Origin of the sequence: Haliscomenobacter sp. (genome assembly GCF_033763495.1) — a bacterium.
Classification (GTDB): domain Bacteria; phylum Bacteroidota; class Bacteroidia; order Chitinophagales; family Saprospiraceae; genus Haliscomenobacter.
The window spans coordinates 1-15,094 of the sequence record NZ_JANRKL010000081.1; the positions used below are offsets into that span (position 1 = coordinate 1).

The window sequence follows — 15,094 nt, forward strand, 5'->3', positions numbered from 1 at the left end:
AAGGGCAGATTGCGTACGCGTTACTCACCCGTGCGCCGCTCTAGGGTCCGAAGACCTTGCCGCTCGACTTGCATGTATTAAGCCTCCCGCTAGCGTTCATCCTGAGCCAGGATCAAACTCTCCATAGTAATATCTTTTGTAAAGCTTCCTAAGAAGCTGAACGGTCGATTTGCTTGGACGTCTGAACCAAAAACCAAATAAAAATTGATCTTCAAGGTTCCGCTCATGGTTCTTAAAAAAATAATCTTTTCCTTACCTCAATTCCCATTGTGTCAATGAACTCTTTGGTCTCCTCATCCCTAAACTTCAGGCTCTGCAACCTTCCTCGTTTAACGATACCTCAACCGTATTTTCAATTCCGATGAATTGGCTTTTAACTTAGTCAAAACCCTTTGGTTTCAACTCTTTCCGCTTCCTCCGTCGCTCTCTCAAGCAACTTCCTGCGGGGGCAGCAAAGGTAGATACTCATCCTCGTTTCTGCAAAACTTTTTGAAGATTTTTTTCTTCTTTTTTTTCGCTTCCACTTCCCTTTTTCAACCTCTATTCATGCCCTGCTTTCCAAAGCGGATGCAAATGTACAACATCTGCCTCCTTTATTCCAAATTTTTTGAAGAGTTTTTTTGAAAGTTTTTTCAGGGCTTTTTCAACCCTCGAAATCAATTCTTTCTACCCCTCTCCAAATCGCCTTGCTTTCAAAGCGGATGCAAAAGTAGAACCTACTTTTATTACATACAAGCTTTTCCCAAGAAAAAAATCAAAAAAATGAAAATAGCGCTTTTAATGCCTATATATATTAAGGTGTAGTTTTTGCATTTTTGGGTCTATGTCATTCCAAATTTCAATTCAGCGATATTTGCTAAATTCTTATTAACTTGCCAAGCTTGAAAACACCAACATAGAAAGTGTGGAATAAGCACACTAGTGTCGATTTTCATTGTCTTTCTAAAACACCATAGGTCAGTAAACCGTGAGACAGCTCATTCCGCACTTCATACAGGAGCAATTCGATCAACGCAATTTGCACAATTCGCTGCAAGCCTACGTCATGTTCGTAGACTTATCGGGCTTTACCCCCCTAACTGAAACCCTCATGGGTAAAGGGGGGCGCGGCGCAGAGGAGCTTTCCCTCATTTTAAAAGACATCTTCGAGCCACTGGTGGAAGTGGTTTATACTCACGGTGGGTTCATCCCTTATTATGCGGGTGATGCTTTTACGGCTATTTTTCCCCAAAGTGAGGACTTGGGCGTAAATGTGTTTATGGACGCCGCCATCTCGGTGCGGAACCTGTTTAAACAACGCTCCTATAAATTTGGTGCTTTTAAAATCGGGGTAAAAATTGGTCTTTCATACGGAACAGTTGAATGGGGGATCGTAGGACGTTACCATCGGGCTTTTTATTTCCGGGGTGATCCAGTGCTCAAGGCTGCACTCTGCCAGGATATGGCCAAAAATCAATCCTCTTCCATTGCTCTGGACAGTGTTTTATTGAGCCAATTACCCAGCAATACCGAGGTAATTCCCGTAGAAGATGGGTTCTTTTGTTTGGGGGCGGACTTCAAAACGCAACCAATCAGTTTGCCCAATACCACTTTACCCGAATTGCGCAGGGACGTATTGGAGCTATTTGTACCAGCTGAAGTCATCGATTACAGTCAGGTTGGGGAGTTCCGTACCGTTATTTCCGTTTTTATTGCTTTTGAAGGTGTGCCCAATCATGCTCTGCTGAACAAGTTTGCTGGAGTAGTGATCGAACAAATCAACAACTTCAGTGGATATTTTAAAGAGATCGACTTTGGCGACAAGGGTGGAGTAATGACTTGTTTTTTTGGAGCACCCGTTTCTTTTGAGAACAACATTGACCGCGCCCTGGAATTCATCCATGCCCTCAACCAGGAGCTGTACGAATTGCGCGCTCAATACGGCGTACAGTTTAAAGCAGCAGCCACCGAGGGGACGGCTTATACTGGTTTGATCGGTGGGCGCGAACGATTGCAATACGCAGCAGTAGGGAATAGGGTCAATTTGGCGGCTCGCATCATGTCTTATGGCGACTGGGAGGAAGTGCTGGTGGATGGAGAAATTCAAAAAAACCGCAACTTCAGTTTCCACCATCGGGGCGATATTCAGTATAAGGGTGTAAAAGGAGACATTCCCACTTATATGCTGATAGGCAGAAATGAAAGTCGCCAGCAGGTATACAGCGAAAACATGGTAGGCCGTGATGCCGAAATGTTCCGCCTGATCGATTTTACCACACCCTTGCTGGAAGGACGTCCCACGGGGATTGCCTACGTTTTTGGTGAAGCTGGTATCGGTAAAAGCCGCCTGAGTTACGAGTTAAAGGAAGCATTGCTTCGTGATCAAAAGGTACAGTGGTACACTTGCCCGGCGGATCAGATTCTGCGTAAACCCTTTAACCCTTTTATCTACTTCCTGAAAAACTATTTCGACCAGGCGCTTGAAAAAAATACTGCGCGCAACTTGCAACGTTTTGAGGCCCGTTTTCAGCAATTGCTGGACAAGTTACAAGGTATACCCGATTCGCATGCCTTGCGCGATGATTTGATCCGTACCAAATCAGTATTGGCGGCTCAGGTTGGCATTGTGTACTTTGACTCACTTTGGGAGCAACTGGATGCCCGCGGGCGCTACCAAAATACCATTCAATCGATCATCGATTTGTTTTTGGCAGAATCACTGATTCGCCCGGTGGCGATTGAACTGGAAGATACCCATTGGATCGATGAAAACTCGCAGGAATTGCTGGTTGAGTTGGTCCGCTACTTGAAACGTTATCCCATTTTTTTGCTGATGACTTCCCGTTACGGGGATGATGGGCAAAAACAAATGTTATTGGACCCACTCCTGCTGGAAGCACATCAGGTGCGCGGACCTCTGGAAATTGACCTCAATGTTTTGCAACCCGAAGCGGTGCGCCAATTTGCTGAAATCAAATTGCAAGGGCCCATTTCAGATACTTTCTTTGAGTTGCTGCAACGGGCAGCCAATAGCAACCCCTTTTATCTGGAGCAGTTGCTGGAGTATTTTTCTGAACAACAACTGATGCACAAAGTCAATGGACTGTGGAACATCAAGGATGAAAACATTCAGTTGTCCAGTTCGATCAACTCCATTTTGACTGCCCGGATCGATCGTTTGTCTTCCCTGGTCAAAGAAACTGTAAAAGCTGCGGCTGTAATTGGGCGTGAATTTGAAGTGACCGTATTGACCGAGGTGATGAAGTACAACGAGGAGTTTTCCAAAAACAATCCCGATTTAGAACTCCTCACCGAACAAATCGGCGTGGCTGAAAAGGTACAGATTTGGCGGGCCATGAACGAGTTGCGTTACATTTTCCGTCACTCCTTGTTGCGGGAGGCTGCATACAGTATGCAGTTGCGGGCCCGTTTGCAGCAGTTGCATAAATTGATTGCCGAGGCCATTGAACGTTTGTACGCAGATCACATCGATGAACGTTTTGTTGATCTCGCTTTTCACTACGAACAAGCTGGCGTATTTGATAAAACCTGTTCTTACCTGCGCAAAGCCGGGGATTACGCCCGCCGCAACTTTCAAAACCAGCAAGCCCTGGATTTGTACGAAAAATTGCTGCACCTCTTGGGTAGTGAACAGGACATTGCCAGCCAAATCAAAACCTTGCTCAAAAAAGGTAAAATTCAGGAGTTGATTGGCAAGTGGGACGAATGTGAACAGACCTATAAACACGCCCTCGATTTGGCCAAACAGCACCGCGACGTCATCCTCCTGGGCCGGGCCCTCAACAGTATGGGTCGGGTAGTGATGTTGCGTGGTGATTACACCGAGGCCATGCGTTATTACCAAAAATCGGTACTCCTCTTTGAGTCGGTAGATGACAAATTTGGTTTTGCCGAAGTGTATGGCAATCTGGGCAACCTCTACTTCCGCCAGGGCAAATACGAGGAAGCTAAAAAATACTTTCAAAATGCCCTCGCGATTGGCCAGGAAGTACGGGGCTACATCGTTGATTCCCAAATTGTAGCCAACCTCGGCCTCACCTACATGAACCAGGGCAATTACGACGAAGGAATCCGGCAACAACAAGAACAACTCGCTTATTGTCAGGCCCACAACGACAAGCCGGGCATGGCTACCATCCATACTTACATTGGCATCGTTTTACAGGAAAAGGGGGATTACGAAGAGGCTTTGTTCCACTTCCAGGCTGGGCTTGATCTGGCTACCGAGTTGGGCAACAAACACCTGACTGCTGTCGGAATTGGCAACATCGGACTCATTTACGAGCGCCAGGGTAAGTACAACGACGCGATGGAACTGTACGTCAAAGACCTGGAACTCACTGAAGAATTGGGGGACAAACAGGGGCAATCCATTGCTCTGGGTTTCATTGGTCAATTGCTCAACATTCAGGGGGATTTCCACAAGGCGATTGAATACATGCAAAAAGCCCTGATGCTCTGTGAAGAACTGGGCTACCAAAAAGGACTGGCCAAAGCAGTCAACACGCTAGGAGATATTTTTTACAACCTCCAGCAATACCAGCGCTCCCTGCATTTTTACAATCGGGCAATCGAAATCACCCGAGCCATTGGTAACAAACTAGTGCTCGGCTTGAGTCTGGCGGAAAAAGGTACAGTACTCTTGGAAACGGGCAACCATGCCGAACTTGACAAGGTGACTGCGGAAGCTCAGCAATTGGCCATTGACCTGGATCATCCCGATTTGTACTTCGAGGGTGCTCTACTCAATGCCAAACGTTTGCATTTGTACCGGCAATTCATGGAAGCGGAGCAAGGTGTACAGGACTTACTCAAACGATCACTAAGCCCAGACCAACAGGCTGCGGCATACTTTGAACTGCATCTTTTGCATCCAGAGGACCGCACGCTAACCCAAAAAGCGCTGGAGATGTACAATAAACTGGTGGAGCAAACGCCGAAATTTATTTATCAGTCGCGGAAAGAGGTATTGATGAAGAGCCTTGTTGAATGACGAATTCCCGCACTTCGACTTCGCTCAGTGACCAGGAATTCGTCATTTCTACCTAATACTTGATTGCCAAAAGACATAGCTTTGTTTCTAAAGCCATTTTTATCCAGCTTATTGATGCTTGTGCTAAGTTTCTCGCCCCTATTCGGGCAAGACTCTCTCCAGCATTTCCGCGCCCGCAATCAACTCGCCTCCTACCTCCGCTACAACTGGGATCGCCAAAACGAGCTGGAAAACCCCAGCGCTGCGCTTAAAATTTTAGATCAAACCCTGAGCCATCTCTGGCGTCAGCCAAAAAATGGCCTCGAAGCCGAAGAACTCCTCTGGATACAGCTCAGCCGCGCCGAATACCTTTTTCAATTGGGGAAGGTGCTAGAATCCATTCAGGCATTCGAAGCGGCCTTATCTTGGCACCAACGCTACCACTATGCGGACATGGTAGAATACCTGTACAAACCCTTGATTGCGCATTACACCCGTTTGGGCGAAAATGAAAAAGCGCGGGTGTTGTACGAAAACGCTTTTAAAGAAGCCGATCCGGAAAGCCTGCCTGGCTTGTACAACAATCTGGGGCTGACCTATTGGAATGAAGGGCGGAATACCGAAGCACTCCAATATTTTGTAAAAGGCCTAAAACTCAAATCCGCAAACGCTGCGCAAAAAGGCCTGCTTTTGCTCAGTATTGCGCGGAGTCAATTTGAGTTGGGCAAATTTGCCCTGGCGGGAACTGCCTTGCAACAATCCTTACAAGCCCTGGAAAGTATCCCAAAAAAAGAAGTCGATGTGCTGGATTATTTGGCGGGCGCCTATGCCTTGCAAGGGGTCATGCAGCGTCAAAACAACAATTACGCTGCCGCTGAAAAATCCCTGCGCAAAGCCTTGGACCTCGCACATGAGGTATACGGCACCCAGCACCGGGAGTATGGCAAAATCAATGTAGAACTCGGTCAGCTTTTTTTGAAAAATAGCCAGGCCACTCAGGCAGTGCGTTTTTTTGATGCAGCCTTACAAGCCGTGGTGCCCAGTTTTAAACCCAAAACGCCATTGGATCTGCCGAATGCGCAAAAATTATACGAAGAAAACACCCTTTACGAAGCACTCGCGGGCAAAGCTGAAGCACTCGCCCAACTGTACCAACAAAACCAACAATTGAGCTACCTCAGCAGTGCCTTTGCCTGTCATCAACTGGCGCAACAGGTGGAACTTTCCTTGCGCAACACCCTAAAATTTGAATCTTCCAAGCTTAACCTACTCGCTTACAGTCGCAAACGCATGGAAGCGGCTTTTTCCATTGCCTATACCTTGTATCAGCGGCAGCCCAAGCAACAAACCATTCAAGTGGCTTGGACGATGTTGGAGCAAAACAAGGCGGCGGTTTTGCTGGAGGCCGTACAAGAAAATCGATTGAAACAAGCGTTAAACAGTGGTGACACTTTATTGCAAGAGGAAATCAAATTGAAAAAGCGGATCGCCTGGTTAGAAAATGCAGCTCTGGGTACCCAAAACTCAACCCAGGTTCAAAACTATCAGCGCCAGGCCAACCAAACCCGTGATGAATTGGCTAGTTTGAAAATACAGTTGGCTAAAAAATACCCGGCTTATGCGCAGTTGAAGGAGCAATTGTACAAAATGGATTTCGAAAAAATTCGGCAAAAACTCTTGCAAAACAAAGACGCCGTGGTGCTGGAATATTTTGTCGGCGACGAACAGAGTTATTTGTTCCAGCTCTCCGCCGATGGGAAAATGCAATGGCGCAACATTGGGGAGTCCCCCATTTTGCGCAGCCAGGTGGGTCAACTCCTGGCCTTGGTTCAAGACAAAAGTGGTGGGGATTTGCAAACTTATCAGGCTTTGGGGCAAGAATTGTTAAAAAATTTGGTTCCGGAAGTCGTTCGTCCCAGGGCTACCCAACCCATCGTGTTGATTCCCGACGCCTGGTTGAGTGCTCTACCTTTTGAAGCTTTAGTGACGGGCGAAAAAAAGGCTGCCCGTTGGCCTCAGGTTGCTTATTGGTGTCGGCAGGTCAAATTGCAATACGGATATTCCCTGGGAGTTTTGTTGTCGCAACTCGAATTGAGCACCCAAAGCGGCGGAGGCATGTTGGCCCTGGCACCCGGCTTCGACAAAGCCGAGCGGGGTTTGGCGCCCTTGCGCAACAGCAAAGCGGAAATTGACCAAATCAAGGGCGTCAAAAAAAAGGCCTACTTCCAGGATCAGGCGAGCTGGGAACATTTTGCCGAAAAAGCGCCCCAGTTCAATATCCTGCACCTGGCTACCCACGCCTCGGCAGATAGTGTGCACAACACTGCCGGAATTGAGTTTTATGAGCGCCGGGCTTTTTTGTCCGACATTTATGCCTTGCCGCTCCACGCCGACCTGGTTTGTTTGAGCGCTTGTGAAAGTGGCCTGGGGGAATGGAAGCAGGGCGAGGGGGTGATGAGTTTGGCCCGGGCTTTTGCGTATGCGGGCGCGAAAGGGCTGGTGGCTACTTTGTGGTCGGTGAATGAAGTGTCCAGTTCAACCTTGTTTCTCTCTTTTTATCAACATTTACGTAAAGGAGAAACCAAGGCCCAGGCGCTAAACTCGGCTAAATTGGATTATTTGAATGACCCGGAAATTCCCGCTTTTCAAAAGACACCTTATTATTGGGCGGCACTGACCTATGTGGGGGAGGATAGTGTGGTGCAGATGGGGAATCCTGCCCTGAAATGGTATGTGATCTTTGGGATGCTTTTGGTGATTGGCGGCTTGGCGGTTTATTTTCGCCGATTTTTTCTAAGTAGCTGGGATCAATTTTTCAGGAGATGAAGCAGTACACCTCATCTCCTGAAATACGACCATTATCAATCCGTTTTTTTAATAGTTGGTGACTTCGCCTTCGGCGAAGCGGAAACAACATTTTTCAGCCACAAATGACACAAATTTTCACAAATAAGGGCACGAACTTCGTTCGTGTTGGGAGCACAAACGGAAGTTTGTGCCCTTATTTGTGAAAATTTGTGTCATTTGTGGCTGATTTTCAAAATAAGACGCCACCGAAGGTGGGGTCTTAAACTATTTCCTATTTTTTAAAGCTTGATTTTTGCCAACGGCCCTAGTTCCTCGAAAGTAAGGGTAATTTCCGTGGCACCCAAGGCGTAGGGCATGATCTCATAATGTTGGTAGTACAGAAAAATCCCCTCCTCGGTCAAGCCATAGTTGGCGGGTAGTACAAAGTTAAATGTATCGTCGAAGTCGAATCCTTCTTTGAACACATCCGCTCTTTCTTTCCGCACTTTTTTCTCGGCCAAAGCCTGGACGGCTGCTTTGTCGGTCACGAGCTCGTCCCAAGTCAGGATTTTGCCCGATTTTGCGTCAAAAGTGTTCAATGCCTCGGTTGGACTGCCGTGCGCGCCGCCCATGTAGGCATTGCCGTTGATGGCCAGGGTGAGGTATTTTCCATCGTTGAACACAACTTCCGAGCCTGTACTTACTTCAAAGCCACCGGTCATAACCGAGGCTCCGCCTTCTTTTTTGGTCTCATCGTGTATTCTGAAAAAAGCCTTGGCTGCTCCATCAAGAGTGGAGGATTTTGGCGTTTGTTCTGCTTCCAATATGCTAAAGAGGTAATTGTTCGTCCAGGCAGTAACTGCATCTTGCAGCGCTTTTTCACCTTTGGTGACCACAGGGTACAAGAGGTCTATTCTGGCGCAATCGGTGCGGGTTTCGTCGTCCGCAGCCTTATCGCAATCAGCGCCCTGCTCTTTGCGGAATACCTTCTGCTCAACACTTGGTGCAGCAGCGGTTTCTTCCTGGGTACTACTTGTACTGTTCTGGCAAGCCACGATACCGAAGAGGCTTACCAGGAAAAAGATTTTGTTGAAATCTTGAATTCTCATATTATGTTAAAAAGGTTTGGTGACGAGTTGAGGCGAGGAAGGGATAAAACGTCTTTTATCCTCTGGCTCGTAGTGGAAAGGTATTAATTTTTTTTGAGCTGGGAAAAAAGGGAGGGTTTGGGAGGATTAAAAGCAGTCTATTCTCCGAATTAACGCGAATTCGGAGACTCTATTCTCCGAATTCGCGTTAATTCGGAGAATAGTTATAACTTTGTTCAAAAATAAGCTAATGATCCAGCGCCTTCAACAAGGTATACTTATCAAAAGATTGACCGAGTCGCCCAATAAAATCATCTTGGTATACGGGCCACGGCAGTCGGGTAAAACCACTCTGGCCAGAGAAGTCTTGGCCGAAGTACCCGGCAAAAAACTGGAAATCAATGCCGATGACATTGACTATGCAGAGGTTTTATCTAGTCGATCTTTAAGGAAAATGAGCCAACTTGTGGATGGTATTGATGTATTGTTTATTGATGAGGCTCAACGAATTCCAGATATTGGCATTAACCTCAAGATTCTTCACGACAGCTTACCCCAACTGCGAATTATAGCTACGGGATCATCTTCCTTTGACTTGGCAAATAAAACTCAAGAACCGCTAACGGGAAGAACATGGAGTTATCATTTGTTTCCAATAGCTTTATGCGAGTTGGCTCCTGCTACCAATCGTTTTGCATTGGACCAACAAGTAGACGATTTTATGATTTACGGCATGTATCCTGAATTATTTTCGCTTCAGCATCCAGAGGATAAAATTGAGTATTTACGCGGATTAACTCAATCCTATTTGTACAAAGATGTGCTGGAAATAGGATCGATTAAGTATGCCCGTAAATTACAAGATTTGGTCAAACTTTTAGCTTTACAAATTGGCTCAGAGGTTTCTTTGAGTGAGTTGGCCAACAATCTGCAAATTTCCAAAGAAACCGTAGCCAATTACATCGATACCCTTGAAAAAGCTTTCGTTGTATTTAGGTTATCCGGATTTAGCCGCAATCTACGCAAGGAGATAACCAGGCATGACAAAATTTTTTTCTACGACCTGGGGGTGCGTAATGCTGTGATAGAAAACTTCAATCCCCTCCACTTACGCAGGGACAGTGGCGGCCTTTGGGAAAATTTTTTGATTTTGGAACGGATCAAAACACAAACTTATTCCCGGCAAAATGCCAACCGCTATTTTTGGCGCACTTATACTGGTGCGGAACTGGATTATGTCGAAGAATCAAAAGGACAAGTACAAGGATTTGAGTTTAAACTGTCCAACAAGGCACCGCAAGCTCCTCAGTCTTGGGTTGATAATTATCCTGAAGCTTCGTATCAGGTCGTGAATCGAGAGAATTATTTGGATTTTTTATTGGACTGAGTGGTGTTCACTTCAACCCGCATCCGAGTAATAATCATAATGAATCCCTTTCAACTGATCATGAAAACCCCAACCAATATTGCGGGTGTCTCTTACAACTTTACTGGCTCGCTCAACAAACTTACCGAGCAAATTCTCTTTTTTCATCAGGGTCAATGCTTGAAGATAGGTTCCTTCTAAACTTGAATAAAAAGCTTCATTAATATCGCCAAATTCATTGGTGAACTGCACCCCCGTCTCCACGTAAAACAACATCAATTCTGCGATCAGCTCCGTTGAGGTTCCCAATTTTTTGAAGTCACTAATGGCTTGTTTGCCTTCTTTGAGTTTAAATCCAAAGCCTCGTTTAGGGTAAAAGGCTTCATAAACCTTGTCGCGGTATTTTTTAAACAAGGCAACTTCGTCGGGCTCTGCATAAAAATCAAAAAACTCCTTTGCTTGCTTGCTCCATTTGTACAGGTCAGCAATCAAGTCGATTAGTTGCTCTTTGTCGAGTTTTTTGAGTTCTTTTTTTAGGTTGATTAGGCTCATGTGTTGTGTACATGTTGGTTCGGCAGTGTACTGCTCAAGCCTAAGCAATTCACATTTGCGAATATAAATCGTTATAATTAAATTATCCCTTAATGATCTGGTTGGCCTTATAGATGTCCACAATGAAATTTCCCAAAATTTGCCCCATTTTATCACCATGCTCATTCATCCATTGGCGAACTTCCCGATCGGCAATTTTTACCACGACTGATATTTCTTCATCATTGGTAGCATTTTTTTCTATTTGCGCTGCCAACTGTATTTTTCCTCCCAGGTCATTTTGAGCGGTTCTTTACTCCATTCAACCTCATCAAAATCAGGATCATATGCTATATCCTCATCATTGTAGTAGATATTTTGTTCAGGCAACAAAACGCCGTGCTCAGCCAATGCCAAGGCATCAACAGCCCGAACCTGAGTATCTTGCAAATCCTCGATAACCAGCCCTTCCAAGCTTTCATTGTTTCTGGCCATTGCAATCGCTTGCTCAACTTTTACTTTCATGGTTGGATGTTTTGATTTACGCCTATACCATCGTGTGGTGGCTTTCGGCGGCATAGACATATATATTGTTATGCCCTATTTTGACTTGTCTGAATCTCAGCCTTTGTTTCACTGTTTTTTATCTTCTTTTATAAATCTTATTCATTTAATTCACCTGAATGGCATGAGTCTAATAACATTATTATTTGTGATGCTGAAATTGAGCCCAACATTGATTCGATTTTTGAAAAGGGTATACCATTAGCGTAATTTTGAAAATTAAAGTTGAAAGGAGCCATATTGTATTCAAAATTTTTATCCAGCCCCCCATGACCACTATAATAAATATAAACTAAATCGTCCTTAGTTGAATTTTTAATAATCAAATTTAGCTTTTTTTCAATATTATCCTTGGTAGCACTTTCATCTGTTAATATGTATATTTGTGAACTACTGCCGAAATTTTGAATTGATTGCCCAAATTTTCTGGCATCTTTTGCTGAATATCTAAGGCTAAATGCAGAATTTTGATAATTTGACACTCCAATCGACAAACAGTAAATTTCGCTTATACTTTTTCCTTTGATGCTTTGGTTCATTTTCCCGTGTACAAATCTCAATGTAGGGTTCTGAACCCCATTTGAAGCATCACTTACATTTTCTGATACATAGTTGAAAAGTTCTTGAATGCTAATAATATTATTACTATCAGCATCTGCTGATCCATTAATTCCCTTTGATAAAAAATGAGTAAAGAGTCCACCATCCAATTTTTTTGAATCAAATGAAATTCCATCACCTGTTGTTCCCGAAAATATCATTAAATTTTTAATCTTACTTTCGAATATTGACTTTGGTTGCTCTTTTTTATTTGTTGTCGAATTCAATAGAGTTAAATCAAAATTAGAGTTTTGTACCTGGGGGTTTTCTTGTGAATTAGAATTAGTTGTCAATAGATTGAATATAATGAAAGATAAACCTAAAATTAAAAATCCAAACAAACTAAGAACAATATGTTTATTTGTCAAAATGCTTTCATTTAGACCTAAAATTTCTGGTTGATTAATATCTTCATGTTTTATTAGATTTATCATATCTATTAAACTTTTTGATATTTTTGCCATTTCAATGTCGTAATCTTCTCTCGCTATAACATTTAGATTGAAGTCTCTTAAAAGACTATAATATCTTGCTCTTATTAGTTCGAAATCATCTTTTAATGTTGATTCAATTTTTAAAGACGAACTTACTCGTTTAAAAAGCTTCTCTTTAGAACTAACTACTAATTCTTTTAACTCTTTTTTCAGTTCTTTCATCTTTTTTATGTTATCAGGCACAATGGTGTCGTATATTCGATACCAGTAATTAACTGGCATCGAATATATGCATTGTTCGCTGTTGTGTTGATTTTATTTTCCATTTCTCTGAACTTATCTATTGAACATAAGTGATAATTAAATTCATGCAAGACCTTTCACCTACTCTATATTTTACCTTTTCATACCCACTTACATTCATTGTACTAGTATTCTCTATAATGTAATACCCTTCTTGCCTAAGAAAATTTTCTAAATCCTCGCATAAATCATATGACTTTGGATGAACTTGATTAGGGGTAATCTCAACGCAAGTCGCTCCATTTTGACCAACTGCCCTATATTTAAGATTAATATTCCGCACTATTTCCCTTTTTTCTTCTTCTGAAAACTTCTCTTTAGGGTTTACAATTGTTGTCTGCGTAACTGAACCTCCAGTCTGCCCAATACTTAAATTTCCACTATTTTCAATTTTCTCTATTTGGGTAGAAGATGTTTTTTTTGTTTCAATTTCATCTTGTTTTTTTCTTTGTTTACCTCGAACATTATTAGCGTTTATATTTTCTTTTTGAGGTTCAGGTGTAAGTTGTTCTTTTTCAATTCCAGCAGTTTTTTCTTCATTGATTATTTTGTGTATATTTTCTTCATATCCAGCAACTACTTCATTTAGTCTATCGGTTTTTTCTTTATCGCTTAATGTTTTATCTTGACAGGCGATTTCGTAATAGGCACATGCCACACTTCTGTAAAGGTTTGCTTTTTGCGTAATTTGGGGGTTTGAACCAATTATTTCCCTATATACCTCCTCTATTTTCTGATTCGAGCCTAAATAAGAACCTGAAATACTTATTTTAGCATCAACTGCTTTTTTTACAAGAGCTTCAACTCCCCCATTTGCCCCACCTTCCAAAGTCTGGTCTGAGTTGTCTTGTCCTTTTTCAGTCTTTTTATCCACGTTCTCCTCAATGACACATTCACATTCATCATCTTTTTGATTATCATGACTACAACTTAATAGTGATATTAATAAAGTCAAAACAACAGTTTTTGTTATATTCATATTTTTATCATTTTAGTTTCGGCAAACATGTCTTAAACGCAAGACCATTTCCTCTACCCCGCTCATTCCTGCAGTAGCTATTGACGGTAATGAGCTTAAAGCTACAAGAAAAACAGCAAAATAAGTATACATTTCACCCTGTTTTTTCAAAGGAAAAACTGATCAACTTGCCATTTATGGCTTGTTAATAAATCGGAAAAACGTTCTATTTCCCACCACTCTCTTGATCCAAAATCAAACACCCCTTACCTTTACCCCAAACCAAAAAATATGGAACACCCCACCATTCTTTCCAACCAACAAATCGGAACCCGCCTTGGCGAATTGCGCAAACGCAAAGGTTTATCACAAGCCGAATTGGCCAAAAGCATTGCCATTTCACGCCCCTCGCTAGCGCAAATCGAGCAAGGAAACCGCAACATAGACGCCGTCGAACTACAAAAACTGGCCATTCAGCTTGGATTTTCGATCGATGATTTTTTATCCGAAGGTTACTCCCTGCAAAAAAACATAGAACTTCGGCAGCCAGAAAAAACAATAGCTGCAAGCGAGCGAGATGATACCCCAACCCTAGACCCAGATAAACTCACCCAAGTCCTCATCTACATCCTGGAAAACTGTGCGGGGAAGCCCAATATGAATGAACGCGTTTTGCAGCACATGCTCTATTTCATTGATTTCAACCATTACGAAGTTTGCGAAGAACAATTGAGCGGGGCGAGTTATTTAAAAACCTCCAGTGGCCCTATCTTGCGAGATTTTGATCATTTTATTCAACATTTGTTGGAAGGCGAGCTAATCCAAAGAGTCAAAACCAGTTTCCAGGGACAAACGCAGGTTCGGTATTTGCCACTCGTCAAAGCTGACCTTCAGTTGCTAAAAGCCAGTGAAAAAGAGATCATCGACAAGGTCATTGACCACATGAGTGATTGGTCGCAGAACTTGTTTAGCCAGTACGTCAATAATGACATGCCATTAAAGGCTTCCAAAAACGGGGAGGTAATTGGGTATGAACTAGTTTTTTACCGGGAACTGCCCTATTCTTTGAAGTTAGTTTAACCAGAGTCCACGGATAAGCTCAAATCCATCTATCATCTTGAAACCTGCTGTTTCAACGGCGGGGTTGAAGCCCCCGACACTCACATCTATCATCTTTGCCCGATCATGCATCAAAACAGTGAGAGGGTAGATGTGTGATCTGGCAAAGATGTTAGATGTGAGGGGAGGTAGCTTCTAGGCCCGCCGATAAAGCGGCGGGTTACAAGATGATAAATGCGCTTATCGGCAATGCAAGAACTCGTTTAAGTTTTTGGGGCAGTATCAATCGATAATAAATTAACGTGAGTTTTGATTTATTCGCATTGAATATCAATGGATTATTATGTTTTTTTTCAAAAAATCCGTTCATCCACAACATTTTTTACCGCAGAGTTTCGCGGAGTAAACACAGAGTTTCGCAGAGTTTAGGCC

The 15,094-nt window shown here is 43.2% G+C and carries 10 protein-coding genes and 1 rRNA gene; 4 read left to right on the top strand and 7 right to left on the bottom strand.

Features of this window, described 5'->3' with window-relative positions:
• Nucleotides 1-128: ribosomal RNA gene (locus tag SFV55_RS08850) — 16S ribosomal RNA — on the bottom strand; the annotation flags it as partial.
• 839 nt (nt 129-967) lie between these two features.
• Between SFV55_RS08850 and SFV55_RS08855 the strand changes: the two genes are divergently transcribed.
• Both SFV55_RS08855 and SFV55_RS08860 read left to right on the top strand, forming a co-directional pair.
• A complete protein-coding gene (locus SFV55_RS08855; protein ID WP_320029130.1) occupies nt 968-4,993 on the top strand; it encodes a tetratricopeptide repeat protein in 4,026 nt (1,341 codons plus the stop codon).
• 114 nt (nt 4,994-5,107) lie between these two features.
• Nucleotides 5,108-7,798 carry a CHAT domain-containing protein gene (locus SFV55_RS08860; protein ID WP_320029131.1) on the top strand — a complete coding sequence of 897 codons (2,691 nt, stop codon included), beginning with the start codon at nt 5,108-5,110 and terminating at the stop codon, nt 7,796-7,798.
• A 260-nt stretch (nt 7,799-8,058) separates the two neighbouring features.
• Here the strand turns inward: SFV55_RS08860 and SFV55_RS08865 are convergent, their stop codons facing one another.
• Nucleotides 8,059-8,868 (bottom strand): DUF3298 and DUF4163 domain-containing protein, encoded by an 810-nt coding sequence (locus SFV55_RS08865; protein WP_320029132.1) that lies wholly within the window; start codon nt 8,866-8,868, stop codon nt 8,059-8,061.
• A gap of 229 nt (nt 8,869-9,097) precedes the next feature.
• Between SFV55_RS08865 and SFV55_RS08870 the strand changes: the two genes are divergently transcribed.
• The gene (locus tag SFV55_RS08870; RefSeq protein ID WP_320029133.1) at nt 9,098-10,234 is read left to right on the top strand and encodes an ATP-binding protein; all 1,137 of its coding nucleotides are present in this window, start codon (nt 9,098-9,100) and stop codon (nt 10,232-10,234) included.
• 12 nt (nt 10,235-10,246) lie between these two features.
• Here SFV55_RS08870 and SFV55_RS08875 read toward each other — a convergent pair whose 3' ends face one another.
• From SFV55_RS08875 to SFV55_RS08895, 5 genes are all read right to left on the bottom strand, one after another.
• Nucleotides 10,247-10,765, bottom strand: a complete 519-nt coding sequence (locus tag SFV55_RS08875) for a DUF6155 family protein (RefSeq protein WP_320029134.1) — start codon at nt 10,763-10,765, stop codon at nt 10,247-10,249.
• An 82-nt stretch (nt 10,766-10,847) separates the two neighbouring features.
• Nucleotides 10,848-11,021, bottom strand: a complete 174-nt coding sequence (locus tag SFV55_RS08880; protein ID WP_320029135.1) for a hypothetical protein — start codon at nt 11,019-11,021, stop codon at nt 10,848-10,850.
• The gene (locus SFV55_RS08885; protein ID WP_320029136.1) at nt 11,006-11,269 is read right to left on the bottom strand and encodes a hypothetical protein; all 264 of its coding nucleotides are present in this window, start codon (nt 11,267-11,269) and stop codon (nt 11,006-11,008) included. The genes SFV55_RS08880 and SFV55_RS08885 overlap by 16 nt, the downstream gene beginning before the upstream one ends.
• Before the next feature lie 137 nt (nt 11,270-11,406).
• Nucleotides 11,407-12,564 (bottom strand): caspase family protein, encoded by a 1,158-nt coding sequence (locus SFV55_RS08890; RefSeq protein ID WP_320029137.1) that lies wholly within the window; start codon nt 12,562-12,564, stop codon nt 11,407-11,409.
• Nucleotides 12,565-12,682: 118 nt separating this feature from the next.
• Nucleotides 12,683-13,624, bottom strand: a complete 942-nt coding sequence (locus SFV55_RS08895) for a hypothetical protein (RefSeq protein WP_320029138.1) — start codon at nt 13,622-13,624, stop codon at nt 12,683-12,685.
• Nucleotides 13,625-13,894: 270 nt separating this feature from the next.
• Here SFV55_RS08895 and SFV55_RS08900 point away from each other — a divergent pair, with 270 nt between their 5' ends.
• Nucleotides 13,895-14,683 carry a type II toxin-antitoxin system antitoxin SocA domain-containing protein gene (locus tag SFV55_RS08900; protein WP_320029139.1) on the top strand — a complete coding sequence of 263 codons (789 nt, stop codon included), beginning with the start codon at nt 13,895-13,897 and terminating at the stop codon, nt 14,681-14,683.
• The last annotated feature ends 411 nt before the right edge of the window (nt 14,684-15,094 follow it).